At 69.2% G+C, this 26391-nt stretch carries 25 protein-coding genes; 18 read left to right on the top strand and 7 right to left on the bottom strand.

The genetic code is table 11. The annotated features are described in order from the left end of the window. The first annotated feature begins 45 nt into the window (after positions 1-45). From ilvD (AB0N78_RS04080) to AB0N78_RS04050, 7 genes are all read left to right on the top strand, one after another. Positions 46-1905 carry a dihydroxy-acid dehydratase gene (gene ilvD, locus AB0N78_RS04080; protein ID WP_363386135.1) on the top strand — a complete coding sequence of 620 codons (1860 nt, stop codon included), beginning with the start codon at positions 46-48 and terminating at the stop codon, positions 1903-1905. A 101-nt stretch (positions 1906-2006) separates the two neighbouring features. Beyond that, the gene (ilvD, locus tag AB0N78_RS04075; RefSeq protein ID WP_363386133.1) at positions 2007-3698 is read left to right on the top strand and encodes a dihydroxy-acid dehydratase; all 1692 of its coding nucleotides are present in this window, start codon (positions 2007-2009) and stop codon (positions 3696-3698) included. Positions 3699-3767: 69 nt separating this feature from the next. Then, positions 3768-4031: a hypothetical protein gene (locus AB0N78_RS04070; protein WP_363386131.1), complete on the top strand. Its 264-nt coding sequence runs from the start codon at positions 3768-3770 to the stop codon at positions 4029-4031. 495 nt (positions 4032-4526) lie between these two features. Continuing rightward, positions 4527-4949 carry a hypothetical protein gene (locus AB0N78_RS04065; RefSeq protein WP_363386129.1) on the top strand — a complete coding sequence of 141 codons (423 nt, stop codon included), beginning with the start codon at positions 4527-4529 and terminating at the stop codon, positions 4947-4949. Next, positions 4946-5101: a hypothetical protein gene (locus AB0N78_RS04060; RefSeq protein ID WP_363386127.1), complete on the top strand. Its 156-nt coding sequence runs from the start codon at positions 4946-4948 to the stop codon at positions 5099-5101. Before AB0N78_RS04065 ends, AB0N78_RS04060 begins: the two co-directional genes overlap by 4 nt. Then, the gene (locus AB0N78_RS04055) at positions 5085-5447 is read left to right on the top strand and encodes a hypothetical protein (RefSeq protein WP_363386125.1); all 363 of its coding nucleotides are present in this window, start codon (positions 5085-5087) and stop codon (positions 5445-5447) included. Before AB0N78_RS04060 ends, AB0N78_RS04055 begins: the two co-directional genes overlap by 17 nt. A 42-nt stretch (positions 5448-5489) precedes the next feature. Beyond that, positions 5490-7211: an alpha-glucosidase gene (locus AB0N78_RS04050; RefSeq protein ID WP_363386123.1), complete on the top strand. Its 1722-nt coding sequence runs from the start codon at positions 5490-5492 to the stop codon at positions 7209-7211. Position 7212: 1 nt separating this feature from the next. Here the strand turns inward: AB0N78_RS04050 and AB0N78_RS04045 are convergent, their stop codons facing one another. Then, entirely contained in the window at positions 7213-7857 is a 645-nt protein-coding gene (locus AB0N78_RS04045) for a hypothetical protein (RefSeq protein WP_363386121.1), read from the bottom strand. 324 nt (positions 7858-8181) lie between these two features. Here AB0N78_RS04045 and AB0N78_RS04040 point away from each other — a divergent pair, with 324 nt between their 5' ends. The 11 genes from AB0N78_RS04040 (at position 8182) to AB0N78_RS03990 (ending at position 20912) form a co-directional block, all read left to right on the top strand. Then, positions 8182-10041, top strand: coding sequence for an acetolactate synthase large subunit (locus tag AB0N78_RS04040; RefSeq protein ID WP_363386120.1), 1860 nt, complete (start codon positions 8182-8184; stop codon positions 10039-10041). A 3-nt stretch (positions 10042-10044) separates the two neighbouring features. Beyond that, entirely contained in the window at positions 10045-10569 is a 525-nt protein-coding gene (gene ilvN / locus AB0N78_RS04035) for an acetolactate synthase small subunit (protein ID WP_363386118.1), read from the top strand. Positions 10570-10611: 42 nt separating this feature from the next. Beyond that, a complete protein-coding gene (gene ilvC / locus AB0N78_RS04030; RefSeq protein WP_363386116.1) occupies positions 10612-11640 on the top strand; it encodes a ketol-acid reductoisomerase in 1029 nt (342 codons plus the stop codon). 170 nt (positions 11641-11810) lie between these two features. Then, positions 11811-12344 (top strand): ASCH domain-containing protein, encoded by a 534-nt coding sequence (locus tag AB0N78_RS04025; protein ID WP_363386114.1) that lies wholly within the window; start codon positions 11811-11813, stop codon positions 12342-12344. A gap of 15 nt (positions 12345-12359) precedes the next feature. Further along, complete coding sequence (locus AB0N78_RS04020; protein WP_363386112.1) at positions 12360-12956, top strand: hypothetical protein; 597 nt, start codon at positions 12360-12362, stop codon at positions 12954-12956. A gap of 44 nt (positions 12957-13000) precedes the next feature. Next, positions 13001-14044, top strand: coding sequence for a 3-isopropylmalate dehydrogenase (locus tag AB0N78_RS04015; RefSeq protein ID WP_363386110.1), 1044 nt, complete (start codon positions 13001-13003; stop codon positions 14042-14044). 75 nt (positions 14045-14119) lie between these two features. Continuing rightward, a complete protein-coding gene (locus tag AB0N78_RS04010; protein WP_363386108.1) occupies positions 14120-15223 on the top strand; it encodes a branched-chain amino acid aminotransferase in 1104 nt (367 codons plus the stop codon). 259 nt (positions 15224-15482) lie between these two features. Beyond that, entirely contained in the window at positions 15483-17141 is a 1659-nt protein-coding gene (gene cimA, locus AB0N78_RS04005; protein WP_363386106.1) for a citramalate synthase, read from the top strand. A 28-nt stretch (positions 17142-17169) separates the two neighbouring features. Beyond that, positions 17170-17583 (top strand): SMI1/KNR4 family protein, encoded by a 414-nt coding sequence (locus tag AB0N78_RS04000; protein ID WP_363386104.1) that lies wholly within the window; start codon positions 17170-17172, stop codon positions 17581-17583. 219 nt (positions 17584-17802) lie between these two features. Beyond that, positions 17803-19779 (top strand): hypothetical protein, encoded by a 1977-nt coding sequence (locus AB0N78_RS03995; RefSeq protein ID WP_363386102.1) that lies wholly within the window; start codon positions 17803-17805, stop codon positions 19777-19779. Between the two features lie 56 nt (positions 19780-19835). Further along, positions 19836-20912 (top strand): biotin/lipoate A/B protein ligase family protein, encoded by a 1077-nt coding sequence (locus tag AB0N78_RS03990; protein WP_363386100.1) that lies wholly within the window; start codon positions 19836-19838, stop codon positions 20910-20912. 186 nt (positions 20913-21098) lie between these two features. Here the strand turns inward: AB0N78_RS03990 and AB0N78_RS03985 are convergent, their stop codons facing one another. The 6 genes from AB0N78_RS03985 to AB0N78_RS03960 form a co-directional block, all read right to left on the bottom strand. Continuing rightward, positions 21099-21452 carry a DUF202 domain-containing protein gene (locus AB0N78_RS03985; RefSeq protein WP_363386098.1) on the bottom strand — a complete coding sequence of 118 codons (354 nt, stop codon included), beginning with the start codon at positions 21450-21452 and terminating at the stop codon, positions 21099-21101. Continuing rightward, positions 21449-21817 (bottom strand): DUF202 domain-containing protein, encoded by a 369-nt coding sequence (locus AB0N78_RS03980; RefSeq protein ID WP_363386096.1) that lies wholly within the window; start codon positions 21815-21817, stop codon positions 21449-21451. The genes AB0N78_RS03985 and AB0N78_RS03980 overlap by 4 nt, the downstream gene beginning before the upstream one ends. Further along, on the bottom strand, positions 21814-22515 hold the full coding sequence (locus tag AB0N78_RS03975; protein ID WP_363386094.1) for a YggS family pyridoxal phosphate-dependent enzyme: 702 nt from the start codon (positions 22513-22515) through the stop codon (positions 21814-21816). The genes AB0N78_RS03980 and AB0N78_RS03975 overlap by 4 nt, the downstream gene beginning before the upstream one ends. A 2-nt stretch (positions 22516-22517) precedes the next feature. Then, positions 22518-23015, bottom strand: coding sequence for a Cys-tRNA(Pro) deacylase (gene ybaK, locus AB0N78_RS03970; protein ID WP_363386092.1), 498 nt, complete (start codon positions 23013-23015; stop codon positions 22518-22520). Between the two features lie 27 nt (positions 23016-23042). Next, positions 23043-23672 carry a VIT1/CCC1 transporter family protein gene (locus tag AB0N78_RS03965; protein WP_363386090.1) on the bottom strand — a complete coding sequence of 210 codons (630 nt, stop codon included), beginning with the start codon at positions 23670-23672 and terminating at the stop codon, positions 23043-23045. A 139-nt stretch (positions 23673-23811) separates the two neighbouring features. Then, positions 23812-26367 carry a DUF3516 domain-containing protein gene (locus AB0N78_RS03960; protein ID WP_363386088.1) on the bottom strand — a complete coding sequence of 852 codons (2556 nt, stop codon included), beginning with the start codon at positions 26365-26367 and terminating at the stop codon, positions 23812-23814. Positions 26368-26391: the final 24 nt, after the last annotated feature.

Below are 26391 nucleotides of genomic sequence, written 5' to 3'. Positions count from 1 at the left end.
GGACGCTGTCACCAGCATCGGTGCTCCGGACGTACCGTGACGGCTATGAGTCGTCCCCTGCGCTCCCGTACCTCCACCCACGGACGCAATATGGCCGGAGCCCGGGCGCTCTGGCGCGCGACCGGCATGGGTTCCGAGGACTTCGGCAAGCCGATCATCGCCATCGCGAACTCGTACACCCAGTTCGTCCCCGGGCACGTCCACCTCAAGGACATGGGCGACCTGGTGGCCTCCGCGATCCAGGAAGCCGGCGGTGTGGCGAAGGAGTTCAACACCATTGCCGTGGACGACGGCATCGCCATGGGCCACGCCGGGATGCTCTACTCCCTGCCCAGCCGCGACCTGATCGCCGACTCGGTGGAGTACATGGTGCAGGCGCACTGCGCCGATGCCCTGGTGTGCATCTCCAACTGCGACAAGATCACCCCGGGCATGCTCAACGCGGCACTGCGGCTGAACATCCCGGTCATCTTCGTCTCCGGTGGTCCGATGGAGGCCGGCAAGGCGGTGATCGCCGACGGTGTCGCCAAGACGCACCTCAACCTGATCAACGCGATCAACTACTCCGCGGACGACAACGTCTCCGACTCCGCGCTCGCCAGCGTCGAGGAGAACGCCTGCCCGACCTGCGGCTCCTGCTCCGGCATGTTCACCGCCAACTCGATGAACTGCCTCACCGAGGCGCTGGGTCTGTCCCTGCCCGGTAACGGCTCCACCCTGGCCACGCACTCCGCCCGCCGCGAGCTGTTCCTGGAGGCCGGTCGCACCATCGTCGACCTGGCCCGCCGGTTCTACGACGACGAGGACGACACCGCTGCCCCCCGGGGCATCGCCACCCGCGCGGCCTTCAGCAACGCGATGGCGCTGGATGTGGCGATGGGCGGCTCCACCAACACGGTGCTGCACATCCTGGCCGCCGCGCAGGAGGCCGAGGTCGACTTCACCCTGGCCGACATCGACGCGATCAGCCGTCGGGTGCCCTGCCTGGCGAAGGTCGCCCCGAACCACCCGGACTACCACATGGAGGATGTGCACCGGGCCGGTGGCATCCCCGCACTGCTCGGTGAGCTGGACCGTGGCGGACTACTCGACCACGACGTGACCAGCGTGCACACCCCGACCCTGCGCGCCTGGCTGGACGACTGGGACATCCGTGGCGGCAAGGCCACCGAGCGGGCACAGCAGCTGTTCCACGCCGCCCCCGGCGGGGTCCGCACCACCCAGGCCTTCTCCACCTCGAACGTGTGGGAGTCCCTGGACACCGACGGTGCGGCGGGCTGCATCCGCGACGTCGAGCACGCCTACACCGTCGAGGGCGGGCTGGCCGTGCTGCGCGGCAACCTGGCCGAGGACGGCGCGATCATCAAGACCGCCGGCATCGACCCGGATGTCTTCCACTTTGTCGGCAAGGCCCTGGTCTGCGAGTCGCAGGACGAGGCGGTGGAGAAGATCCTCACCAAGCAGGTCGAGCCCGGTCATGTGGTGGTGGTCCGCTACGAGGGTCCGGCCGGTGGCCCCGGCATGCAGGAGATGCTCTACCCGACCTCCTTCATCAAGGGCCGGGGCCTGGGCAAGGTTTGCGCGTTGATCACCGACGGTCGGTTCTCCGGCGGGTCCAGCGGCATCTCGGTCGGCCACGTCAGCCCGGAGGCCGCCGCCGGTGGTGCCATCGGCCTGATCGAGGACGGCGACGAGATCGAGATCGATGTCGAGACCCGGCTGATCCGGATCAACGTCCCGGATGCTGTCCTCGCCGAGCGTCGCGCCAAGATGGAAGCCAGCGAGAACCCCTGGCAGCCGAAGGACCGCGACCGGGTTGTGTCGCCCGCACTCCAGGCGTACGCCGCGATGGCCACCAGTGCCGACCGCGGCGCGGTTCGGGATGTAAGTCGGATTCGCCGCTGAGTGGGATGCGCTAGCCACCCGGTCCGGTGCCGTGCCTCTCGCGCTGCTGACGGGGGCACTCATCCGTAGCTGATCGGGCGATTCGTGCCTACAGTCGGCGCATGAGCCCGGACATCAAGCCGCGGTCGCGGCAGGTCACCGACGGAATCGAGGCTACCGCCTCCCGGGGCATGCTCCGGGCGGTCGGGATGGGCGACGACGACTGGGCCAAGCCCCAGATCGGTGTCGCCTCGTCCTGGAACGAGATCACCCCGTGCAACCTGTCGCTGCAACGGCTCGCGCAGGCGGTCAAGGGCGGGGTGCACGCCGCCGGTGGCTACCCGCTGGAGTTCGGCACCATCTCGGTTAGCGACGGCATCTCGATGGGCCACGAGGGGATGCACTTCTCCCTGGTCAGCCGGGACATCATTGCCGACTCGGTGGAGACCGTGATGTCCGCCGAGCGGCTGGACGGCTCGGTGCTTCTGGCCGGTTGCGACAAGTCACTGCCTGGCATGTTGATGGCCGCGGCCCGACTCGATCTGGCCAGCGTCTTCCTCTACGCCGGGTCGATCATGCCCGGCTGGGTGAAGCTGGAGGACGGCACGGAGAAGGACGTCACACTGATCGATGCCTTCGAGGCGGTCGGTGCCTGCGCGCGCGGTCTGATGTCGACGGCGGACCTGGACCGGATCGAGCGGGCGATCTGTCCGGGGGAGGGTGCCTGCGGTGGCATGTACACCGCCAACACCATGGCCTCAGTGGCCGAGGCGATGGGGATGTCCGTGCCCGGGTCAGCCGCCCCGCCCAGTGCCGACCGCCGTCGCGACCACTTCGCGCACAAGTCCGGTGAGGCTGTCGTGGAACTGCTGCGTCAGGGGATCACTGCCCGGCAGATCATGACCAAGGAGGCCTTCGAGAACGCCATCGCCGTCGTGATGGCCTTCGGCGGGTCCACCAACGCTGTCCTGCACCTGCTGGCCATCGCGCACGAAGCCGAGGTCGATCTGACCCTGGACGACTTCAAGCGAGTCGCCGCGAAGGTCCCGCACCTCGGTGACCTCAAACCCTTCGGTCGCTACGTGATGAACGACGTCGACCGGATCGGCGGTGTGCCCGTCGTGATGAAGGCGCTGCTGGACGCGGGCCTGCTGCACGGCGACTGCCTCACCGTCACCGGCAAAACCGTCGCTGAGAACCTCGCCGACATCAACCCGCCGGACCCCGACGGCAAGATCCTGCGCGCGCTGGACAACCCGATCCACCACACCGGCGGCATCACCATCCTGAACGGCAGCCTCGCCCCCGAGGGCGCTGTTGTGAAGTCCGCCGGCTTCGACTCGGACGTCTTCGAGGGCACCGCCCGGGTGTTCGAGCGCGAACGCGCCGCCCTCGACGCCCTGGAGGACGGCACCATCCGCGCCGGGGACGTGGTGGTCATCCGTTACGAAGGCCCCAAGGGCGGACCCGGAATGCGGGAAATGCTCGCGATCACCGGGGCGATCAAGGGCGCCGGACTCGGCAAGGACGTGCTGCTGCTCACCGACGGACGGTTCTCCGGCGGCACCACCGGACTGTGCGTCGGACACATTGCCCCCGAGGCGGTCGACGGCGGCCCGATCGCCTTCGTCCAGGATGGCGACCGGATTCGGTTGGACGTGGCGAACGCGACCATCGACGTGCTGGTCGACCAGAAAGAGTTGTCCTCCCGGCGCGAGGGATGGGCGCCGTTGACACCCAAGTACACCCGGGGAGTGTTGGCGAAGTACGCCAAGTTGGTGCAATCGGCGTCGACAGGGGCGGTGTTGATCTAAGCTGACGCGCAGCCGCAGCAATCTCTGATTCCCACAAGAGGGCCCGGCTGTGCCCTGGTGCGACTGAATGTGGACACCAAGTCCATCGAGAAGGCGGCGTATGTCATCGACGCGGTGAGTGAGAACGAGCTGAGGAACCTGTTCGACGAACTCAGTCAAGGCGGCGTCGACATCACTCCGTCTACCGGGTATTACGCGAACGGAGGTGGCAAGATGGTGAGGCTGCCTGACGGAACCGAGATCGGGCTCCGGGAGATGTCTACCTCGACGGGGCGTCCGACGATCGATATTAGGTACCCTGATCGGAGGACGTTGAAGATCCATGTTGAGTGACCAGCAACGCGCTGACATCGTGGTCGCGGCCGTGCAGTCAGCTCTCGATGATTGGGTGTCGTTGGGGGAGCTAGACGCCATCGCATGCTTCTACGGGGCCCCGGGGCAACGCGCGGATTCCGGAAGTTTCCGCGCTAGCCAGTCTGATATCGAACCGGTGGTGAGGCACCTCCTCGTGTCCGGATTTGTCAATATCGGCGAGGTGTACGCTACCGGCAGTTTTGTACCATTCGATGGAAGCTCGGATGATGCCCTTCGCTGGATGATGGACATCTTGGCTGCCGCGGAACCGGGATGGTCTTTGAGTGCTTGGCTCGAGGTGACTCCACGTGGCGCGGAATTCGCTCGTTCGATGCCGCGGGCCCGCTACCGCACCGAGCCCTGGACCGATGAGAATGGATCCTCGTCGTGAAGTTGACCGTGACACCTACGGTGGCCCCAGTGGCGGACCGATGGCCGATCTCAGGCTTCCGAATGGAAGGCAGATCAAGATCCGTGTTGAGTGACGCGCAACGCGACGAGTTGGTCGCGGCGGTGCTCCAGTCCGGGCTCGATGATTGGGTAGCTCTGGGTGAGGTCGATGCCATCGCACTCTTTTACAAAGTTGCCGAACCGGTCACACGCTCCAAGATGACCAGTGCTCCTGAGTGGGCAATTGAGCCGGTGATCCGCCACGTGGTGGAGCGCGGACTGATGCTCGCCGGGGAAGTCTATTCGCAGGGCGGGTTCGTTGCCCACGAAGGGGATCGGGAGGCCTCCATCGTCTGGATGATGGATATCTTCCGCGAGGCGGGAGACATGTGGCCGTTTGCGGCGTGGCTTGCCTTGACGGATGAGGGCGAGGCCGCGGCGAAGACGCTGCCTCGGGCTCTATACCTGGACGAGCCCTGGCCCGATGAGAACGGAGCCCTGTCGTGAAGCCGAGCGGCGACACCTACGGTGGCCGCATCGTCCAGAAGCCCGACGGCACCCTCGTCGCGAAGCGCGAGGTATCAAAGCACGGCGGCCCAGTGATCGACATCCGCTACCCCGACGGTCGAATGGAGTCGATTCGTGTCGCATCGCGATGATCTGTCCGCGGATGCCCGCGCCGTGCTGCAGTGCGGCCTCGAGGATTGGGTGTCCCTCGGCGAGTTGCATGCCATCGTGACCTTCCACGGGGCTGCGGTGCCGTTGAACGCGATCAGGTCGTTGGTGACCGAGCTGACCGACCGGGAGCTGGTGCGGATCGGTGGTCTGACGGCGACCGGATTCGAACCCTTCGACGGTGATGTTGCCGGGGCACGCTCGGTGCTGCTGTCCGAGTACGTCGCGGCAGCGCCGACTTGGCCGTTCAACGTGTGGCTGGACAACACCGCCGCCGGTGACGAGCTCGCGCGGTCGCTGCCGGTCGATGGATACCTGACGCGGCCTTAGGGTCCTGGCCTCCGTCGTGGACGGTGTGCCAGGCTTCCCGCCATGAGCTTCACCGTCGAAGACGCCCCCTGGTGGACCCGCTCCACCGTCTACCAGATCTACCCCCGGTCCTTCGCCGATTCGGATGGCGACGGCATCGGCGACCTGCGCGGCATCCTGGAGCATCTGGACCACCTGACCGCCCTGGGCGTGGACGTGGTCTGGCTGTCGCCGATCTACCGTTCCCCGCAGGACGACAACGGCTACGACATCAGCGACTACCAGGATGTCGACCCGTCCTTCGGGACGTTGGCGGATCTGGACGAGCTGATCGCGCAGCTGCATGCGCGCGGGATCAAGCTGGTGATGGACCTGGTGGTGAACCACACCTCGGATGAGCACCCGTGGTTCGTGGCCAGCCGGTCGAGCAAGGACGATCCGAAGCGCGACTGGTATTGGTGGCGTCCGCCCCGCGAGGGGATGGAGCTGGGTCAGCCGGGCGCGGAGCCGACCAACTGGCACTCGTTCTTCTCCGGCGGGTCGTGGGAGCCGGATGAGGCGACCGGCGAGTACTACCTGCACCTGTTCAGCGTGAAGCAACCGGATCTGAACTGGGAGAACCCGGAGGTTCGGCAGGCGGTCTACGCGATGATGCGGTGGTGGCTGGACCGGGGCGTGGACGGGTTCCGGATGGACGTGATCAACCTGATCTCCAAGGACACGTCGCTGCCGGACGGCGCGGTGGTGGCCGGGATCTGGGGCGACGGCAGCCCGCACTACACCGACGGCCCCCGGGTGCACGAGTTCCTGCAGGAGATGCACCGGGAGGTGTTTGAGGGGCGGGACGCCCAGCTGATCACGGTGGGCGAGACCACCGGGGTGACGCTGGCCGAGGCACAGAAGTACACCGACCCGGCCCGGCACGAGGTCGACATGGTGTTCCAGTTCGAGCATGTGGGTTTGGATCACGGTCCGGGTGGGAAGTTCGACCCGCGGCCGATGCGCCTGACCGACCTCAAGGCGACCTTCGGGCGCTGGCAGGTGGGGCTGGCCGAGGCGGGCTGGAACAGCCTGTACTGGGACAACCACGATCAGCCGCGGGTGGTCAGCCGGTTCGGCGACGACGGGGTGTACCGCCGGGAGTCGGCGAAGGCGCTGGCCACCCTGCTGCACCTGCACCGGGGCACGCCCTACGTGTATCAGGGCGAGGAGCTGGGCATGACCAACGCGCACTTCACCCGCTTCGACCAGTACCGGGACATCGAGTCGCTGCGGCACGTGGCCGAGGCGCGGACGTTGGGCACCGCCACCGATGAGCAACTGCTGGCCGGGCTGGCCTGGATGTCCCGGGACAACGCGCGCACACCGGTGCAGTGGGATGCGAGCCCGCAGGCCGGGTTCACCACCGGCACGCCGTGGCTGGCGGTCAACCCGAACCACGTTGAGATCAACGCCGAGGCGGAGCGGGCCGACCCGGATTCGGTGTTCCACCACTACCGGCGGTTGATCGAACTGCGCCGCACCGATGACACGGTGGCGCTCGGCGACTTCCACATGCTGCTGCCCGAGGATGAGCAGATCTACGCCTTCACCCGCACCCTCGGCGACGACGCACTGCTGGTGGTGGTCAACGTCTCCGGGCAGTCGCGGGCGGTGGACCTGGGCGAGGACTGGCCGCTGGTCGACGGGCAGTGGGGTGAGCTGGTGCTGGGCACCCACCCGGTCGAGGGTCAGGAATCGACGGTGCTGCGGCCGTGGGAGGCGCGGGTGATCCGCGCCCGGTGAGTCAGGAGGCGATGTCGATCACGATCCGGGTGGGGTCCGACAGGGCGAACACCCGGTAGTCGGCAGCGGCGGAGCCGAGCCCGATGAATACCTGGCCCTCGCCTTCGAAGGTGCCGGTGAACGCTGCGCCGGTCACCGCGGTGCCGACGGCGGGCAACACGGTGTCGGCGGGCAGCTCGGTCTGTCCGGTTTCATACGGCAGGCCCAGGCCGGACAGGTACAGCGTGAGCACGGCCTGCCCGCCGAGTTCGATCGGGGCGCCGGTCGGACTCTCGAACGCGCTCTGGCTGACTTCGGCGTGCCAGCCGGGTGTGCCGGTGCCGGCCAGTTCGATCACGACACGGTCGTAGCTGTCGTGGCTGCCGGTGCGTAGATCGGTCACGCTCAGCAGCGCGTCCGCGGAGGCGGTGCCATCCGCGCCGGTGCCGAAGCCGGGGGCGGAGCTGTCCGCGTCGGAGTCCGCCTCTGTGGCGGGGGAGACGGTCGGGCTCGGGGTGGACGAGCTCACCGTGCTCGGGGTCGGGGTGGTCGGCTCCGGGGCGGTGTCGCTCTGCTCGGCAGTACCGCATGCGGTCAGAAGGAGTGCCGGGACTGCGACGCTCATCCCTACGTGTGCGAACCGACGACGGCGGGCTGCGATGTCCATGTCCGCCACAGTAGAGGGGGTGGCCGCAGCTGCATCGGGGCGCACCGGATACGTCCAGAGCACGGACCTGCGAACCACGATGTGAGACGGTCGGGTCCGGCGCGTGACACGGGGACCGTCCAGGCGTAGCCTGCCGGACATGCAGACGATCTCCCTCGTAGTACTTCCCGGGCGCGCTGGCTGAAGCCCCGTCGAAGGTCTCGTCAGCGCGCACCCCTCGTCCGGCCCTCACCCGAGGACCCGAGGGGTTTTTTGTTGCCGACGGACCCCCGACGGCACGTCCCGATCAGCCGCAGCACCCGCCCCCGAAGCCAGGAGAGTTCGATGGTCCAGGGCCCACACCCGGCACCGCCCCGCCGCCCGACTGCGCCCGCAGCCGCTACCGCCCAGTCGCGCCTCGCCGCGGCACCGACGGCCACCCCCACCGTGACCGAGCAGGTCACCGGCGCGCAGTCCATCGTCCGCTCGCTCGAGGAGGCCGGTGCGGAGGTCGTCTTCGGCATCCCCGGTGGTGCGATCCTGCCGACCTACGACCCGCTGATGGACTCGACCCGCCTCCGGCACATCCTGGTCCGGCACGAGCAGGGCGGCGGGCATGCGGCTCAGGGCTACGCGCACGCCACCGGCAAGGTCGGCGTGTGCATGGCTACCTCCGGCCCGGGCGCGACCAACCTGGTCACCCCCATCGCGGACGCCAACATGGACTCGATCCCGTTGGTGGCGATCACCGGGCAGGTCGCCGCGCCGCTGATCGGCACCGACGCCTTCCAGGAGGCGGACATCGTCGGCATCACGCTGCCGGTGACCAAGCACAACTTTCTGGTGACCGACCCGGCGGACATCCCGCGGACCATCGCCGAGGCCTTCCACATCGCCAGCACTGGTCGTCCCGGGCCGGTGCTGGTCGACATCGCCAAGTCCGCGATGCAGGCGAACACCACCTTCAGCTGGCCGCAGCAGCTCGACCTGCCCGGCTACCACCCGGTGACCAAGCCGCACGCCAAGCAGATCCGTGAGGCGGCTCGGCTGCTGGCAACTGCCCGCCGCCCAGTGATCCTGGCCGGTGGCGGCATCATCCGCTCCGGTGCCGCCGCCGAACTGCGCCGCCTGGTCGACACCTCTGGTGCCGCGGTCACCACCACGCTGATGGCACGCGGGGCACTGCCCGACACCCACCCGCAGCACCTGGGCATGCCTGGGATGCACGGCACGGTGGCCGCGGTCGCCGCGCTGCAGCGGGCGGACCTGGTGGTGGCGCTGGGTGCGCGCTTCGACGACCGGGTTACTGGCCGCCTGGACTCCTTCGCCCCGAACGCCGCCATCGTGCACGCGGACATCGACCCCGCGGAGATCGGCAAGAACAAGGCCGTCGACGTGCCGATCGTCGGCGACCTGCGCGAGGTGATCGCGGATCTGCTGCCCGAGCTGGAGGCAGCACACGCCCAGCACGGCAAGCCCGACCTCGAGGCCTGGTGGCAGCAGCTGGACTCCTGGCGTGAGACCTTCCCGTTGGGCTACGACGACACCGCGGACGGTCTGATGGCCCCGCAGCAGGTGATCAGCCGGATCGGGGAGATCTCCGGGCCGGAGTCGATCTTCGTCTCCGGGGTGGGCCAGCACCAGATGTGGGCCGCGCAGTTCATCCGCTACCAGCGGCCGAACTCGTGGATCAACTCCGGCGGCTTGGGCACGATGGGCTTCTCGGTGCCCGCCGCGATGGGTGCCAAGGTCGGCGAGCCGGACCGCACCGTATGGGCCATCGACGGCGACGGTTGCTTCCAGATGACCAACCAGGAGCTCGCCACCTGCACGATCAACGACATCCCGATCAAGGTGGCGGTGATCAACAACTCCTCCTTGGGCATGGTCCGGCAGTGGCAGACCCTGTTCTACGAGCAGCGGTACTCCAACACGGACCTGCACACCGGACACGGCACCCGCCGAGTGCCCGACTTCGTGAAGCTGGCCGACGCCTATGGGGCGGTCGGGCTGCGCTGCGAGTCGCCCGCCGACCTGGACGCGACCATCAAGCGGGCGATGGAGATCGACGACCAGCCCGTGGTCGTGGACTTCACCGTCTCCCGCGACGCGATGGTCTGGCCGATGGTGGCCGCCGGCGTCAGCAACGACGACATCCAGTACGCCCGGGGCATCAGCCCGGCCTGGGACCGTGAAGAGGACTGACCGATGACCCGACACACCCTCTCCGTCCTGGTGGAGAACAAGCCCGGCGTGCTGACCCGCGTCGCCGGACTGTTCGCCCGCCGCTCCTTCAACATCCACTCCCTGGCGGTGGGCCCGACCGAACACGAGGAGATCTCCCGGATCACCGTCGTGGTCGACGTCGACTCGCTGTCCCTGGAACAGGTGACCAAGCAGCTGAACAAACTGATCAACGTGATCAAGATCGTCGAGCTTGAGGACGCCGCCTCCGTGCAGCGTGAGCTCGCCCTGATCAAGGTCCGCGCCGAGGGTGCCCAGCGCACCCAGGTGCTCGAGGTGGTCGACCTGTTCCGCGCCCATGTGGTCGATGTGGTGCCGGACACCGTCACCATCGAGGCCATCGGCAGCCCGTCCAAGCTCAACGCCCTGCTGAACGCCCTGGAGCCCTACGGTGTCCGGGAGATCGTCCAGTCCGGCATCGTGGCCATCGGCCGCGGCAACCGGTCGATCACCGACCGCGCACTGGAGCGGGTCACTCGCTCCGCCTGAATCCGTCTGAACCCCACAGCACCAACCAAGAGGAGACCCATCGTGGCCGAGCTGTTCTACGACGACGACGCCGACCTGTCCGTCATCCAGTCCAAGAAGGTCGCCGTCATCGGCTACGGGAGCCAGGGGCACGCCCACGCCCTGAACCTGCGTGACTCCGGCGTCGACGTCCGAGTCGGCCTGCGCGCGGGCTCCGGCTCCGTCGCCAAGGCCGAGAACGAGGGCTTGCGGGTGCTGCCCGTCGCCGAGGCGGTCAAGGAGGCTGACGTCGTGGTGATCCTCGCCCCGGACCAGGTGCAGCGTCACCTGTACCGCGACGAGATCGCCCCGAACCTGAACGAGGGTGCCGCCCTGGTCTTCGGCCACGGCTTCAACATTCGCTACGGCTACATCACCCCCGAGGCCGGTCACGACATCGTCATGATCGCGCCCAAGGGCCCGGGCCACCTGGTGCGTCGCGAGTACGTCGACGGCCGGGGTGTGCCGGTGATCGTCGCCGTGGAGCAGGACGCCTCCGGTGCGGCCTGGGACCTGGCGCTGTCCTACGCCAAGGGCATCGGCGGTCTGCGCGCGGCCGGTATCAAGACGACCTTCACCGAGGAGACCGAGACCGACCTGTTCGGTGAGCAGGCGGTGCTCTGTGGCGGTGTCTCGCAGCTGATCCAGTACGGCTTCGAGACGCTGACCGAGGCCGGCTACCAGCCCGAGGTCGCGTACTTCGAGGTGCTGCACGAGCTGAAGCTCATCGTCGACCTGATCTACGAGGGCGGCATCACCAAGCAGCGGTGGTCGGTCTCCGACACCGCTGAGTACGGCGACTACGTCTCCGGCCCCCGGGTGATCGACCCGCGGGTGAAGGAGAACATGAAGGCCGTGCTGGCGGACATCCAGAATGGTGCCTTCGCCGAGCGCTTCATCGGTGACCAGGACGCCGGTGCACCGGAGTTCGCCGAGCTGCGCGCGAAGGGCCAGAACCACCCGATCGAGCCGGTCGGCCGCGAGCTGCGCAAGCTGTTCGCCTGGGTCAAGCCCTCGGACACCGACTATGTCGAGGGGTCGGCGCAGCGCTGAGCGGAGCGTAGGGGCGAGGGACGAGTCCCTGCCGTAGCTCAGGGCGTAGCCACGGCCCCGACCATCAGGACCGAGGGGTCGGCGCAGCGCTGATCTGCTGGCCATCCGCAGGGGCCGCATTCCCGGATATGGGGTGCGGCCCCTGCGGCGTTCCCTGGCAGGATCGACGCATGACTGACGACCTGAACCCCGAGGACGACAACGCCGCCGCGATCCTGGCGTTCTGGGAGGCCGCCCGGCACCGTGCCGGTGTGGTCCGCACGTCGGTGGTCACCGGGCTCGGCGTCACCGGGGCGATGGTGCCGCCGACCTGGTCCTTCGGGGACAACGCAGCGCTGGCCGATCAGCTGCTCGACCTGGTGCTGGCGGGGGAGAAGACCGGCACCTCCACCGCACTGGCCGAGTTCGAGCACGCCGACGAGCCGCTGCCGGTGAAGGGCGACCTGTCCATCGTGCTGGACTCCGCTGGTCAGCCCCGCGCGCTGGTGCGCACCACCGAGGTCGCGACCGTGCCCTTCGACCAGGTTCCGGCCGAGCACGCTGCCGCTGAGGGCGAGGACGACCGCACACTGGCCACGTGGCGGGCCGAGCACGAGAAGTACTGGCGGCGGGTGCTGGCACCGCTGGGCGAGGAGTTCAGCGAGCAGCTGCCGGTGGTGACTGAGCGCTTTGAGCTGCTCTACCCGCGCACCGGCGACCGCTGAACGGGGCGCATTCGCATGAGGATCGCCCTCCGGGTCCTGGGTGTGCTGCTGGCCGGCCTGGTGTCGATCCGGTTGATCGCGAACGTCGTCACGCCGGCGCAACGCATCTACGTCATCGTCGGTGTGCCGCTGGTGCTGATCATCGCGGCGGTGCTGGTGGTGGTCCTGGCCGGTCGTCCTCGGATGCTCGCGAGCCGGGTGGCGCGGCTGCGGCCGGGCGCGGTCGTGATCGCGGCGGTGACCGTGATCGAGACCCGGGCCGATGCCCGGATGTCCGGTGCGGTGGAGCGACGCTGGGACGAGTTGGGCGGGTCGCCGGTGGCACTGGCGGCGCTGCCGGACCGGATCGAGGTCTGGGCGGCGGGGGAGGACCGGCCACGGTGGGCGATCACCCGGCGCGTGGAGTTCCCGCCGACCGCCGTCCTGGCGACGATGCCCGGGGCCGGCACGGTCAATGTGCAGCCGACTCCCGCGCTGCTGTGCACCGACGGGGTGTCCCGGGTGACGGTGTTGCCGGTGTACTCCTCGGTCGGGGCGACGTCCCCGCAGCGGGCACAGGTCAGCGTGCACCGGGCGCTCGCGGAGCTTGGCGCGCCGCCGTCCAACATGTGACCGCGCGGTTCCGCAGAGTGGGACGGCGGGCTAGGGTCGAGCGCATGGCGCAGCAGATCGACCTGGCAGTCGTCGCAGGTGACGGCATCGGCACCGAAGTGGTGGAGCAGGGGCTCCTCGCCCTGGAGGCGGCGCTGACCGGCACCGACCGCACGCTGCGCACCACGGACTTCGATCTGGGCGCCCGCCGCTGGCACGCCACCGGTGAGACGCTCACCGAGGACGACCTGGCCGCGATCCGCACCCACGACGCGATCCTGCTCGGCGCGATTGGCGACCCGTCCGTGCCCTCCGGTGTGCTGGAGCGCGGTCTGCTGCTCAAGCTCCGCTTCGCGCTGGACCACTACGTGAACCTGCGCCCGGCCAAGCTGTTCCCCGGGGTGTCCTCCCCACTGGCGAACCCGGGGGAGATCGACTTCGTGGTCGTCCGCGAGGGAACCGAGGGCCCATACGTCGGCAATGGCGGCGCGATCCGGACCGGCACCCCGCACGAGGTGGCCAACGAGGTCAGCGTCAACACTGCCTTCGGTGTCGAGCGCGTGGTCCGGGACGCCTTCGCCCGTGCCGCGGCCCGCCCGCGCAAGAAGCTCACCCTGGTGCACAAGCACAACGTGCTGGTGCACGCCGGTCACCTGTGGCGGCGGACCGTCGAGGCCGTGAACGCGGAGTTCCCGGATGTCACCGTCGACTACCTGCACGTGGACGCGGCGACCATCTTCTTGGTCACCGACCCCGCGCGCTTCGACGTGATCGTCACCGACAACCTGTTCGGGGACATCCTCACTGACCTGGCCGGTGCCGTGGTCGGCGGGATCGGACTGGCCGCCTCCGCCAACATCAACCCGGATCGGACCGGACCCAGCATGTTCGAGCCGGTGCACGGTTCCGCGCCGGACATCGCCGGGCAGGGCAAGGCCGACCCGACCGCCACGGTGCTGTCCGTGGCGCTGCTGCTGGACCACCTGGGTCTGCCCGAGGCTGCCGCGAAGGTCGAGGCCGCGGTCGCTGCTGACGTGCTCGAGCGCTCCGGCCGAGTACGGACGACGGCCGAGGTGGGCAAGGACCTCGCCGCGCGCATCGCCGGCTGAGGCACCCTCGATCTGTCCGTCCGGCCGTCGCCCCGGGTACCGTCGTCCCCGTTCCCAGGTGAAAGGCCCCGCGCGATGAGCATCTCCGACACGACCCCCCGCACCTTCCTGGTGCACCCCACCGACACCCCGACCACCGGCGCGGACCTTGAGGCTCTGCTCGCCGCGCCTCGGTTCGGCTCGGTGTTCACCGACCACATGGCCCGGATCTCCTGGACCCAGGACGCCGGGTGGCACGACCACCGGGTGGAGAAGTACGGCCCGCTGCAGCTCGACCCGGCGACCGCGGTGCTGCACTACGCGCAGGAGATCTTCGAGGGCCTCAAGGCGTACCGCCACGACGATGGCTCGGTCTGGACCTTCCGCCCGTGGGCCAATGGTGAGCGGCTACAGCGCTCGGCCCGTCGTCTGGCGCTGCCCGAGCTGAGCGTCGAGGACTTCCTCGGGTCCATCGAGGCCCTGGTCCGCACCGACATCGACTGGGTGCCCGGCGGTGAGGAGACCAGCCTCTACCTGCGTCCCTTCATGTACGCCTCCGAGCCGTTCCTGGGTGTGCGGGCCAGCCTGGAGGCCGAGTACCTGGTCATCGCCAGCCCGGTCGGCTCGTACTTCGCCGGGGGCGTGCGCCCGGTGTCGATCTGGGTGGCCGAGGACTACCATCGCGCGGGCCCCGGCGGCACCGGCAACGCCAAGTGCGGCGGGAACTACGCGGCGAGCCTGCTCCCGCAGCAGGAGGCGTATGCCAAGGGCTGCGAGCAGGTCTGCTTCTTGGACGGGGCGACGAACACCCTGCTCGAGGAGCTGGGCGGGATGAACGTCTTCCTGGTGAAGGCGGACGGCACCGTGGTCACCCCGCGACTGACCGGCACCATCCTGGAGGGCGTGACGCGGTCCTCGATCCTCACGCTGCTCGCCGAGCAGGGCCACACCATCGAGGAGCGGGACATCCCGCTGACCGAGCTGCTGTCCGGTCTGGCTGACGGCAGCATCGCGGAGGTCTTCGCCTGCGGCACCGCCGCTGTGATCACCCCGATCGGTCGCCTGGCCGGTGAAGGCTTCGACCAGACCGTCGGCGACGGCTCGGCCGGTACCACCACGATGGCCGTGCGCGCCCAGCTCACCGACATCCAGTACGGCCGCGCCGCCGACCCGCACGGCTGGATGCACCGCCTGGTCTGAGTCTCCCCGCGCCGAGGGGTCACATTCTGAGCCGCAATGCGCCCGGATCGCCTCAGAAAGTGACCCTTCGGTGTGCACGGCGTCCGGGGTGCGGACGGGTGGGGTCGTTCCGGCGGCGTGTGTGTCAGGATGTGGCCGTGACCACACTGTCGCTCATCGTCATTGCGTAGCGCGTCCGCCTCACCCCGCGGACGCGCCGACCTCCCGAACCCGGGGGGTCTTTTTGTTGTCGCACATCTCCTCGCCGAGAAGAGTCATCGTGAGCAAGAACCCGACTGGTTGGGCGCACCCGCCGCGTGGCGCCGGTGAGCGCCCCGGCACCTTCGACGTCTATGACACGACCCTGCGCGACGGTGCGCAGCAGGAGGGGATGAACCTCTCCGTCGCCGACAAGCTGGCCATCGCACCGCTGCTGGACGAGCTGGGTGTCGGGTACATCGAGGGCGGCTGGCCGGGTGCGATCCCCAAAGACACCGAGTTCTTCGGCCGCGCCGCCAAGGAGCTGACCCTGCGCAACGCGGTCCTCGCCGCCTTTGGGGCCACCCGCAAGCCCGGGGTGCGGGCCTGGGACGACCCGCAGGTACGGGCGCTGCTCGACTCCGAAGCACCGGTCATCACCCTGGTGGCCAAGAGCGACATCCGCCACGTCGAGCGGGCGCTGCGGACCGATGGCGCGGAGAACCTGGCGATGATCGCCGACACCGTGATCGCGTTGCGCGCCGAGGGTCGACGGGTCGTGGTGGATGCCGAACACTTCTTCGACGGGTACGCCTACGACCCGGACTACACGCTCAGTGCGCTGCGGGCGGCGGTGGAGGCCGGCGCGGAGACCGTCGTGCTCTGCGACACCAACGGTGGCATGCTGCCCAGCGGCATCTTCGCCGCGGTCAGTGCCGTCCGCGAGCACCTGCCCGAGGCCCGGCTCGGCATCCACGCGCACAACGACTCCGGCTGCGCGGTGGCCAACTCGATCGCCGCGGTCGAGGCCGGGTGCGTTCACCTCCAGGGCACCGTCAACGGGTACGGCGAGCGCACCGGCAACGCCGACCTGCTCGCCACCGTCGCCAACCTGGAGCTCAAGACCGGGCGCTCCGTGCTCGCCCCACCGCCAGATGGCACCGGGGGGCTGGCCGAGATGACCCGGATCGCGTATCAGATCAGCGAGATCACCAACATCGCGCCCTTCGCCCGGCAGCCCTACGTCGGGGCCAGTGCCTTCGCACACAAGGCCGGACTGCACGCCTCGGCGATCAAGGTCGACCCGGACCTGTACCAGCACATCGACCCCACCGCCGTCGGCAATGACATGCGGATGCTGGTCTCCGACATGGCCGGGCGCGCGTCGGTGGAGCTCAAGGGCCGCGAGTTCGGGCTGGACCTGACCGGACAGCACGACCTGCTCGGCCGGGTCACCCAGCGGGTCAAGGACGCCGAGGCGCAGGGTTACACCTATGACGCCGCCGATGCCTCCTTCGAGCTGCTGCTGCTGGAGGAGGTCGAGGGTCGTCGTCCGGGCTACTTCCGGGTCGAGAGCTGGCGCACCATCGTCGAGCGGGCCGGTTCCCGTGGCACCCCCGCCACCGCCGAGGCCACTGTCAAGCTGCACGCCGGGGGGGAGCGGATCGTCGCCACCGGCGAGGGAAACGGTCCGGTCAACGCCCTGGACGCGGCCCTGCGCCTGGCCCTGCTGCGGGTGTATCCCGAGCTGGCCGAGTTCGAGCTGATCGACTTCAAGGTGCGCATCCTCGACACCAACCACGGCTCGGACGCGATCACCCGGGTGCTGATCGAGACCACCGACGGGAACACTGCCTGGAGCACGGTCGGGGTGGGGCCGAACCTGATCGAGGCCTCCTGGGAGGCGCTGACCGACTCGGCGATCTGGGGTCTGCGGAACCGGGGGATTGCGCCGCGGTGAAGGGTTCGGCACAACCTAGAATGACGCCGTGGTGACGAACGAATGGCATGAGGATGGTCCGCCTGTGACCGTGGAGGACATCGCTGCGGCCGAACGCGCCATCGGAGTGCGATTCCCGGCTGCGCTGCGGGCGTTCTACCTGGAGCACAACGGTGGTTCCCCCGTCGACTCCGCGCCGCATCCGCTGGGGGTGCACGGGTACGAGCCGTTGGGGACACGGGGTGACCTGGTGCAACTGCATGGCGATCTGTCGGAGATCTCCGATGAGGCACGCGCGTTCATTCCGTTCGCCTATGACGCCGGTGGTGCGAGTTTTCTCGCGCCGAGTGCGGATGATCCCGATCCTCGGCCCGCGCTGTTCTTTGTCGATGGTGGCGATCTGGAACGGATCGACCACCCTCTGGAGGCATTGCTCCCGCCCGGGCGCTCATCCGCGCGCTGATCGCGGGCCGGCCCGGATCGACCTCTCCTGAATCGTGAACACATGAACCCCTTTCCGATCGGACAGATCGATGTCGCGCCACGGCGTCGCGCGCCCTCGGGTCCGCCGGTTCAGTCGGTGGAAATCCGTCGGCATCTACGCAGCGGACGACTTCTGCTCAGCGTGGCGGTCCCGCTCGCCGTCGTGGCGGTGATCGGGTGGGTCTGGTGGTCGACTGTCATGAGCGGCGCCGAGGCCGTGCTGGTGAACGGAAGCTGGCGCTCGGTCCCGCCGGGTTTCGTCCCCTCGCGACCGCATCAGCTCGGATGGGTGCTGCTTGCCGTCGTCGGGTTCGGCTGGGCATCGGCGAGTGCGGCAGCGGTCGTGCTGGGCGAAGCACAGGGCAGGATGCGCCGCTTGCACACGCTGTTGCTGTGGCCGATCCGGCACCCGGTGTGGTGGCTGGCTCTGTCCGGAGCCACCGCGGTCATGGCCGCCGCCGCCATCGGGTTGGTGACGGCCACGGCCGTTCTGCTGCTCCGAGGTTCGCGCTCGACGCTGTCCCTCGTCTGCGGGACGATCGCGCTGATCCTGCTGCTGGCGACCGTGCGCGCCTCCCTCGTGCCGCTGTTCCGGCTGATCTACCGCGGCATCATGCGTCAGATCGCGCCCTCCCTTGTCGCGGAACACGGCGAACCGGCCACGACGATCGTGCGGCGGGGCGCGATCGCTCCGGTGTGGTGGTCCTGCGTCGTGGGGATGTCCGTCGGGGCGGTCGCGACCTGGGCCAGCATGCGGTTCGGCTGGCCGGGCTGGGTGAACGGTGGTGTCGCGGCGATCATCGTGCTGGGCTGCGAGGGCGCGGTGCTGGCCGCGTCGCTCGACACCGTGCTGCCGGATGTCCTGCCCGCTCAGGTGGACGTGTCCGGGCCGGTCGTGGCGCGTCGCTGGTCGGGTGTCGTGTTGGTGGCCGTCCTTCCGGTCTTGCTCATCATCGGCACGCCGGCGATGCTGCCCACCGGCGTCATCGCCTTCCGCCAGACCACGATCCCCGGGGGCGTCGCAGCGACCGACCTCAGTGTGGGGGGAGATCGCGCCCTGCTGATCAGCGAGTACTCGCACGACCGCGACCGCATCACCTGTCTCGGGATGGAGTGCGTGCAGCGGCACACGCTTGGCCTGCACAGCGATCGGGTGCTGTCGCAGGATGGTGCGTTGGAGTGGCGGGCGTTCTGGTCGCAAACCGAGGAGGAAGTCGTCGAGGGCGACCCGTGGAGGTCCTCCGATGACTGGGAGAGTGATCCGGACGCCCTCGTCACCTTACGGCTCGATGCGTCGGCGACGGTGGAGTCAGCGGAGGCCAGCGTCCCCAACTCCAGAGAAGTGGTGACCACCACCGCGGGGGAGCTCTTCCCGGAGCTGCCCATCGACGTGATCGGTGCCCAGGGAACGGTGGCCATGGCCGAACGCGACGGTGTGGTCGCCATCCTTGCCACCGGCAACCGCGGTGACCACGTCCCGGTGTATCTGATCCGGTGTGTCACCGGGGAGGAATGCACCGTCGGCCAGACCACCCTCGCCCATCAGGGCAGCACGGTGTTCTCCGGGGGTGCAGTGGCGATCGACTCTGCGGGTGTGGTGCATGCGGTGATGGACGGCATCACTGCGCCGAGCGGCCACGGTGAGTCAGGTGTCGCCGTTCTGTCTCTCGACGCGGGTGGCGCACTGCACAGCGAGTATGTGGCACCCCCATCCGGTGAGGTGGCCCCAGCCGATGGCCGGGGCGTCTCGTTGGCGATCAGCCCCGACGACATGGTCTGGGTGCTCCACGTGGCGGGCGCTGACCGTGGACAGCTCTTCCGATGTGACGACGCGCTGTGTCGCAGCCGCACGGAGAGCGAACACGCCGGGATCGAGCAGGGCACTGATGCGTTGGTGGTGGATGACAGCAACCGGCCGCTGATCGTCACCGCGGACTCGCGACGCCATGGGTTGGTGGTGCGCAGCTGTGTCGACACCGAGTGCAGCGACCTGCGATCGAGATGGTTGAGCGCGACGGCGGAGCGGTATGAGACCGACCCGACATCCTTGGACGACCACGTCGGCCTGGCACTCGACGACGGTCGTCCGGTCATCGCCTTCACCCCGGCCCTCGGCCTCAGAACCGAGGAGGCTCGGCTCATCCGGTGCGAGCGACCGAGGTGTGGGATCGACTGAGCTGCCACCACCCTGAGAGTGAGGCTGTCCGCCCCGGCGGGCCTAGGATCGTCCCCGTGCGAGGCGAGTACAAGGTTCCCGGCGGCAAACTCGTGGCGGCGGAGGTCGAGGTCACCGATGGTGTGCTGTCCACCGTGCACCTGAGCGGAGACTTCTTCTTGGAGCCCGACTCCGCCTTGGAGGTGATCGACCGGGCATTGACCGGTCGGTCCGCCGATGCGCGGGTGCCGGAGCTGACCGAGGCGATCGAGTCGGCGCTGAGTCGGGCGGAGTCCGACGGGACGCTCGACCAGCCGGTGGCGATGGTGGGCTTCACCGCGGAGTCGGTGGCGATCGCGGTGCGCCGGGCGCTGGGGCATGCAACGGGGTGGCAGGACCACACCTTCGAGGTGATTCACCCCGGCCCGCTGCCCCCGGCGATGCTGGGTGCGCTGGACCAGGTGCTGACCGAGGAGCTGGACGCGGGACGACGTGGACCGACGTTGCGGTTCTGGGAGTGGGATGAGCGCGCCGTGTTCATCGGCTCGTTCCAGTCGCTGCGCAATGAGGTCGACCCCGAGGGTGTCGCCAAGCACGACGTGACCGTGGTGCGCCGGATCTCCGGTGGTGGCGCGATGTTCATGGAGGCGGGCAACTGCATCACGTTCTCCCTGGTGGTGCCGGCGTCGCTGGTGGATGGGTTGTCCTTCGAACAGAGCTACCGGTTCCTGGACGACTGGGTGATTGGGGCGCTTGCGGAGGTGGGGGTGAAGGCGACCTTCGCCGGGTTGAACGATGTGGCCTCGCCCGCGGGGAAGATCGCCGGGTCGGCGCAGAAGCGGCTCGCCGGGGGAGCGGTGCTGCACCACATGACGATGGCCTACGACATCGACAGCGACAAGATGCTGGAGGTGCTGCGGATCGGCCGGGAGAAGCTGTCCGACAAGGGCACGACCAGCGCGAATAAGCGGGTGGACCCGGTGCGCTCGCAGACCGGGATGGCACGCGAGGATGTGATCGCGGCCTTCGATGCGTACTTCCGTCGCCGGTACCGCGCGGTGGACTCCGAGCTGCGTCCGGAGGAGATCGCCCGGGCCGAGCAGCTGGTCGAGGAGAAGTTCGGCAACCCGGAGTGGACCGCGCGGGTGCCCTGACGGTCGCCCGAGTTCGGTGCCGCCGCTGCGAGCACGGGGGCGCCGCATCCGAACTCGCCGCCCCTGCGCCGAACTCGCGCCAGCGGGTGTGGCAGGAGAGCGGGTCTGCGTGCCAGCGAGAGCTGCGGTGCCAGGCACGGCAGCTGGCAGGCGAGGAGGGCGATGCCCTTCGCGGAGCCGGAACGGTCAGTGGGTGAGCACGACAGCCAGCGCGGTCAGGCCGAGCAGGAGGGTTCCGCCCGCGCAGAGCACCAGTGTGCGACCGCCCGGGCCGGGTGGTTGGGTCGGTTCCGCAGCGAGGACGGCGGCCCATCGCTGCGCCCGACGCCGACCGGCACGGACCAGTGTCAGCCCACCCAGCGTTCCGGCCACCGCGAGCACCCAGATCAGCGGACCGGTCATCGGCTCGACGACCCGACCGGCCACCAGGGACCCGGCGGACAGGGCCAAGGCTGTCCGACGCCAGGCCAGGGCGGTGCGCTCCGGCTGCACGCCCGGCGGCGCGGTGCCGCTGTCAGCGCTGGGATCGGAGTCGCTCATCGGGTCAGGAGTCCGACCAGCACCAGCACCCCTGCCAGCGCGACACCCGCCGCCAGTGGACCACTGAACGCGGGTGCGGGCAGTGGCCGCCGCTCGCGCAATGCACGTTCTGCGCGCGCCCAGCCCCACCAGGCCTGGGCCGGTGCGAGCACCCCCAGGGCGATCAACAGGAGGGACGCCGCCAACCGCCAGTGCGGTTCCACCGGCAGATCCAGTGCCTCCAGGGCGACCCCGCCGGCGAGCAGGGCCAAGGCCGTGCGGATCCATGCGAGGAAGGTGCGCTCGTTCGCCAGCGAGAATCGGGCGTCGGGTTCGCTGCCTCGCCCGAACACGCTCCGGGGGAAGCGCCGCTCCGGGCCGCTCATGTCCGCGCCCCGAACACGGCGCTGCCGACCCGGACGATGGTCGCTCCTTCGGTCACCGCGAGCTCCAGGTCCCGGCTCATCCCCATGGACAACTCCGACACCCCGATCCGCTCGCCGAGCTCCCGCAGGGTGGCGAAGCCCCGGCGCACGAGGCTCTGGTCCGGGGAGTTCGCCCCGATGGTCATCAGCCCGCGCAGGCGGAGACGGTCCAGCGCGTCGACCTGCTCGGTCAGGCGTGCGGCGTCCTGCGGGGAAACGCCGCTCTTGGTGGGCTCGCCGGAGACGTTGACCTGGATCATCACGTCCAGGGTGCGGTCGGTGGCAGCGCAGCGGCGGTCCAGCCGTTCGGCCAGTTCGGCGGTGTCGACGCTCTGCACGCAGGTGGCCCAGCGCAGGGCGGCGTTGACTTTGTTCGATTGGAGCGGGCCGATCAAGTGCAGTGCGGCGCGCAGGTCGGTCAGATCCGGGGCCTTGGCAACCAGTTCCTGCACCCGGTTCTCACCGAGCAGAACGCGGTGGACGGTGCCGGCGCTGGTGGCCCGTGCCGCGGCGTCGACCTCGACAGCGGCGCGGATGAGGTCGATCGGCTGGGTCTTGGTGGCCAGCAGCAGCCGCACCGAGCCGGGTTCACGTCCGGCGGCGGACTCGGCCGCAGCGATCCGGGCGCGCACCCGAGCCAGGTTCTCGGCGATGCTCATCGTCAATCCCGCGCGACCGGTGCGACGGTGGCGCTGGTCAGGCGCACCAGATCCTCCGGGGCCAGCTCGACATCGAGCCCGCGGCGGCCGCCGGAGACGTACACGGTGTCGAAGAGCCAGATCGACTCGTCGAGGACGGTCGGGTGGGCTGTCTTCTGACCGAGCGGGGAGATCCCGCCGACCACGTAGCCGGTGGCGCGCTCGGCAGTGGCGGGGTCGGCCATCGTCGCCTTCTTGCCGCCAGCGGCCTGCGCCAGCGCTTTGAGGTCGAGAGTGCCGGTCACCGGGACCACGGCAACAGTCAATGCACCGTCCACGCTGGCCATCAGGGTCTTGAACACCCGCTCCGGTTCCACACCGAGCGCAGTGGCTGCCTCCAGGCCGTAGCCCAGGGTGGAGGCCGGGTCGTGCTCGTAGGCATGGGCAGTGTGCGGGACATCGGCGGCAGTCAGGGCGACCAAGGCCGGGGTGCCGGAGGGGGTGTGCTTGGCGCGGCTCACCCGTGCAGCGTAATCACGCGGGACGGGTCAGACCGCCAGACCCACCAGGCTGCCGATGCCGTAGGTGACCGCCATCGCCAGCGAGCCACCGAGCACATTGCGTGCCACCGCACGGGGCACACGGGCACCGCCGAGCTTGGCCGAGATCGCACCGGTCAGGACCAGCGCCAGCACCACGGCACCGAAGGCCGCGGGGATGCGGGCGGTGCCCAGGGGCAGCAGCACCATCAGCAGCGGGATCACGCCACCCACCACGAAGGACAGCAGCGAGGCGAGCGCCGCGTGCCACGGGTTGGTGAGTTCTGCGTCCTCGGCCAGGACGCCATGGGCGCGCATGGTCAGCTCGGCGTCCCGCTGGCTGCTCACCGACACGTACTCCCCAGCGGCCATGGACAGCGCGCCCGCGACCAGGGCGGCGATGCCGGCGACCACCAGCGCCCGGTTGTCCACTGCGGCACCGGCGACACCGACGACGGTGGCGGCTACCGACACGATGCCGTCATTGGCACCGAGCACGCCCGCGCGGAGCCAGTTCAGCCGCTCGGCGCTGGGCACCGGGGCGGGCGGAACGGAACCGGCGGCGGAGGCCGGCAGCGTGTCCTGGCCCGCCGGGGTAGTGGCAGGACGTCCGATCAGGTGCTCCGACAGCGTGCTCATACCGACACGGTAGGCCGCGTTCCTCACACTGTCATCGAAGGAAAACCTTGCCTGACCTGCGCAAACATAGGCCAGCCTGTCCTATCTGAGGTCAGGCTCAGCTGAGCGCGTGCCGGTGCCGAACGAGCGCTTGCGCAGGTCAGAGCGGGCCGACTGCCAGTACCCGCAGCCGGACCTCACCCGCGGCATCGGAGGCGGCCAGGTCGACCAGTGCATCGATCCGCCAATCGTGGTCGCCCTCGGGATCGTCGAGGATCTGCCGCACGGTCCACAGGTCGCCGCGTCCGCCGTGGGCGGCGGGCTTCTCGTCCACCTGGAACAGTCGCGGACCGCGGGCGGGCGGGCCGGTCAGGATCTCGTCGTGGTCGTCGTAGAACGGGTCCAGGGCGTCACCCCAACGGTCCTCGTCCCAGGGGGCGTCGTCGGCGTCCAGGTCTCCGAGGGCGGCCAGCGCGCGATAGTCCTCCCGGGAAGCCAGGTCGACCCGTCGGAACAGCGCACCGCGGACCAGGGCCCGGAACGCCCGGTGATTGGCGGTGATCGGCGGGGGCGCGTCGTCCTCCGGTCGGGCCTCGGTGACGGTGGCGTCGTCCAGGTCCTCCGGGTGGGCCAGCCGCTCCCATTCGTCCAGCAAGGAGGAGTCGGTGCCACGGACCAGCTCGCCCAGCCACTCGATGAGATCGCGGAGATCTTCGGTGCGCGCGTCCTCCGGCACGATCTGGCGCAGCGCCCGGAAGGCGTCGGCCAGGTAGCGCAGCAGCACGCCCTCGGTCCGGTCCAGCTGGTAGAGCGACACGTACTCGGTGAAGGTCGCTGCGCGCTCGTGCATGTCGCGGACCACGGACTTGGGGGAGAGCTCGTGGTCGGCCACCCACGGGTTGCTCTGCCGGTAGGTGGCGAAGGCGGCATTCAACAGCTCGGCCAGGGGCTGCGGGTAGCTGATCTCCTCCAGGAGGGCCATCCGCTCCTCGTATTCCAGTCCGTCGGCCTTCATCTGTGCGACGGCCTCGCCCTTGGCCTTGTTCAACTGGGCGGCGAGCACCTGGCGGGGCTCGTCCAGGGTGGCCTCGATGACACTGACCACGTCGTGCGCGTAGCCCGGGTCCTCGATGTCGAGTAGGTCGAGGGCGGCGTAGGCGAAGGGGCTCAGCGGCTGGTTCAGCGCGAAGCTCTGCGGGATGTCCAGGGTGAGTCGGACCGTGCGTCGACCGTCGGGCAGCGTGACCCGCTCGATCACCCCGGCGGTGCGCAGCGAGCGGTAGATGGCGATGGCCTGGCGGACCAGTCGCCCCCGGGTCGCCTCCGGCTCGTGGTTGTCGAGCAGCAGATGGCGCATGGCGGCCACCGGGTCGCCGTCCGGCCGGGCCAGCACGTTGAGCACCATCGCGTGGGAGACAGCGAAGGAGCTGGTCAGCGGCTCGGGGTCGGCGTCGCGCAGTCGTTCGAAGGTTTTGTCGGTCCAGTTCACTGACCCGGGCGGGGCCTGCTTGCGGACGATCTTCTTGAGCTTCTTTGGGTCGTCGCCGGCCTTGGCCAGTGCCCGACGGTTCTCGATCACGTGCTCGGGTGCCAGGACCAGCACCTCGCCGACGGTGTCGAACCCGGCCCGTCCGGCCCGTCCGGCGATCTGGTGGAACTCCCGGGCGGTCAGGTGCCGCATCTTCACGCCGTCGTACTTGACCAGGCTGGTCAGCAGCACGGTGCGGATCGGGACGTTGATGCCCACCCCGAGGGTGTCGGTGCCGCAGACCACCCGGAGCAGGCCCTTCTGGGTGAGGCGTTCCACCACACGGCGGTACTTGGGCAGCATTCCCGCGTGGTGCACGCCGACGCCGTGCCGCAGCAGCCGGGACAGTGTCTTGCCGAAGCCGCTGCCGAACCGGAAGTCGCCCAGCTCGTCGGCGATGGCCGCCTTCTGTTCCTTGGAGGTCAGGGTCATGGACAGCAGCGCCTGCGCCCGCTCCACCGCCTCCTTCTGGGTGAAGTGCACGATGTACACCGGCGAGCGGTGGGTGCTCACCAACTCCTCGACCAGCTCGTGCAGCGGTTCGGCCACATAGCTGAACGTCAACGGCACCGGGCGCTCGGCCCCGGCAACCACGGCCACATCCGTGCCGGTCCGGCGCTTCAGGTCGTCGACGAAGAACGACACATCACCCAGGGTCGCGCTCATCAACAAGAACTGGGTGCGGGGCAGCTCCAGCAGCGGCACCTGCCACGCCCAGCCGCGCTGCGGGTCCGCGTAGAAGTGGAACTCGTCCATCACGACCTGACCGATGTCCGCGTCTCGTCCCTGGCGCAGCGCCTGGTTCGCCAGGATCTCCGCCGTGCAGCAGATGATCGGTGCGTCCGGGTTGACCGCCGAGTCGCCGGTCATCATCCCGACGTTCGCCGAGCCGAAGGCGTCCACCAGCGCGAAGAACTTCTCCGACACCAGCGCCTTCAACGGCGCGGTGTAGTACGTCCGTCGACCCTGGGCCAGCGCGACAAAGTGCGCCGCGATCGCCACCAGTGACTTCCCGGAGCCGGTGGGGGTGGCCAGGATGACGTGCTGGCCGGTCACCAGCTCCAGGATCGCCTCCTCCTGGTGCGGGTACAGCGTCAGCCCGCGGTCCTCCGCCCACCCGGCGAAGGCCTCGAACAGCGCGTCCGGGTCGGTGGGGTCAGCGGGGATGCGGTCGGCGAGGGAGGACACCGAGCGATCCTGTCATGTTCGACA

Source organism: Cellulomonas sp. NPDC089187, assembly GCF_040685135.1.
Classification (GTDB): domain Bacteria; phylum Actinomycetota; class Actinomycetes; order Actinomycetales; family Cellulomonadaceae; genus Cellulomonas.
Note: the sequence above shows the minus strand (reverse complement) of the source record. Positions and strands in the feature narration are given on the sequence as shown.

Coding starts and splice junctions, on each gene's coding strand:
- ilvD (WP_363386135.1), top strand. CDS start 46: ATGAGTCGTCCCCTGCGCTCCCGTACCTCCACCCACGGACGCAATATG.
- ilvD (WP_363386133.1), top strand. CDS start 2,007: ATGAGCCCGGACATCAAGCCGCGGTCGCGGCAGGTCACCGACGGAATC.
- AB0N78_RS04050 (WP_363386123.1), top strand. CDS start 5,490: ATGAGCTTCACCGTCGAAGACGCCCCCTGGTGGACCCGCTCCACCGTC.
- AB0N78_RS04045 (WP_363386121.1), bottom strand. CDS start 7,857: ATGGACATCGCAGCCCGCCGTCGTCGGTTCGCACACGTAGGGATGAGC.
- AB0N78_RS04040 (WP_363386120.1), top strand. CDS start 8,182: ATGGTCCAGGGCCCACACCCGGCACCGCCCCGCCGCCCGACTGCGCCC.
- ilvN (WP_363386118.1), top strand. CDS start 10,045: ATGACCCGACACACCCTCTCCGTCCTGGTGGAGAACAAGCCCGGCGTG.
- AB0N78_RS04025 (WP_363386114.1), top strand. CDS start 11,811: ATGACTGACGACCTGAACCCCGAGGACGACAACGCCGCCGCGATCCTG.
- AB0N78_RS04020 (WP_363386112.1), top strand. CDS start 12,360: ATGAGGATCGCCCTCCGGGTCCTGGGTGTGCTGCTGGCCGGCCTGGTG.
- AB0N78_RS04015 (WP_363386110.1), top strand. CDS start 13,001: ATGGCGCAGCAGATCGACCTGGCAGTCGTCGCAGGTGACGGCATCGGC.
- AB0N78_RS04010 (WP_363386108.1), top strand. CDS start 14,120: ATGAGCATCTCCGACACGACCCCCCGCACCTTCCTGGTGCACCCCACC.
- AB0N78_RS03995 (WP_363386102.1), top strand. CDS start 17,803: ATGAGCGGCGCCGAGGCCGTGCTGGTGAACGGAAGCTGGCGCTCGGTC.
- AB0N78_RS03985 (WP_363386098.1), bottom strand. CDS start 21,452: ATGAGCGACTCCGATCCCAGCGCTGACAGCGGCACCGCGCCGCCGGGC.
- AB0N78_RS03980 (WP_363386096.1), bottom strand. CDS start 21,817: ATGAGCGGCCCGGAGCGGCGCTTCCCCCGGAGCGTGTTCGGGCGAGGC.
- AB0N78_RS03975 (WP_363386094.1), bottom strand. CDS start 22,515: ATGAGCATCGCCGAGAACCTGGCTCGGGTGCGCGCCCGGATCGCTGCG.
- AB0N78_RS03965 (WP_363386090.1), bottom strand. CDS start 23,672: ATGAGCACGCTGTCGGAGCACCTGATCGGACGTCCTGCCACTACCCCG.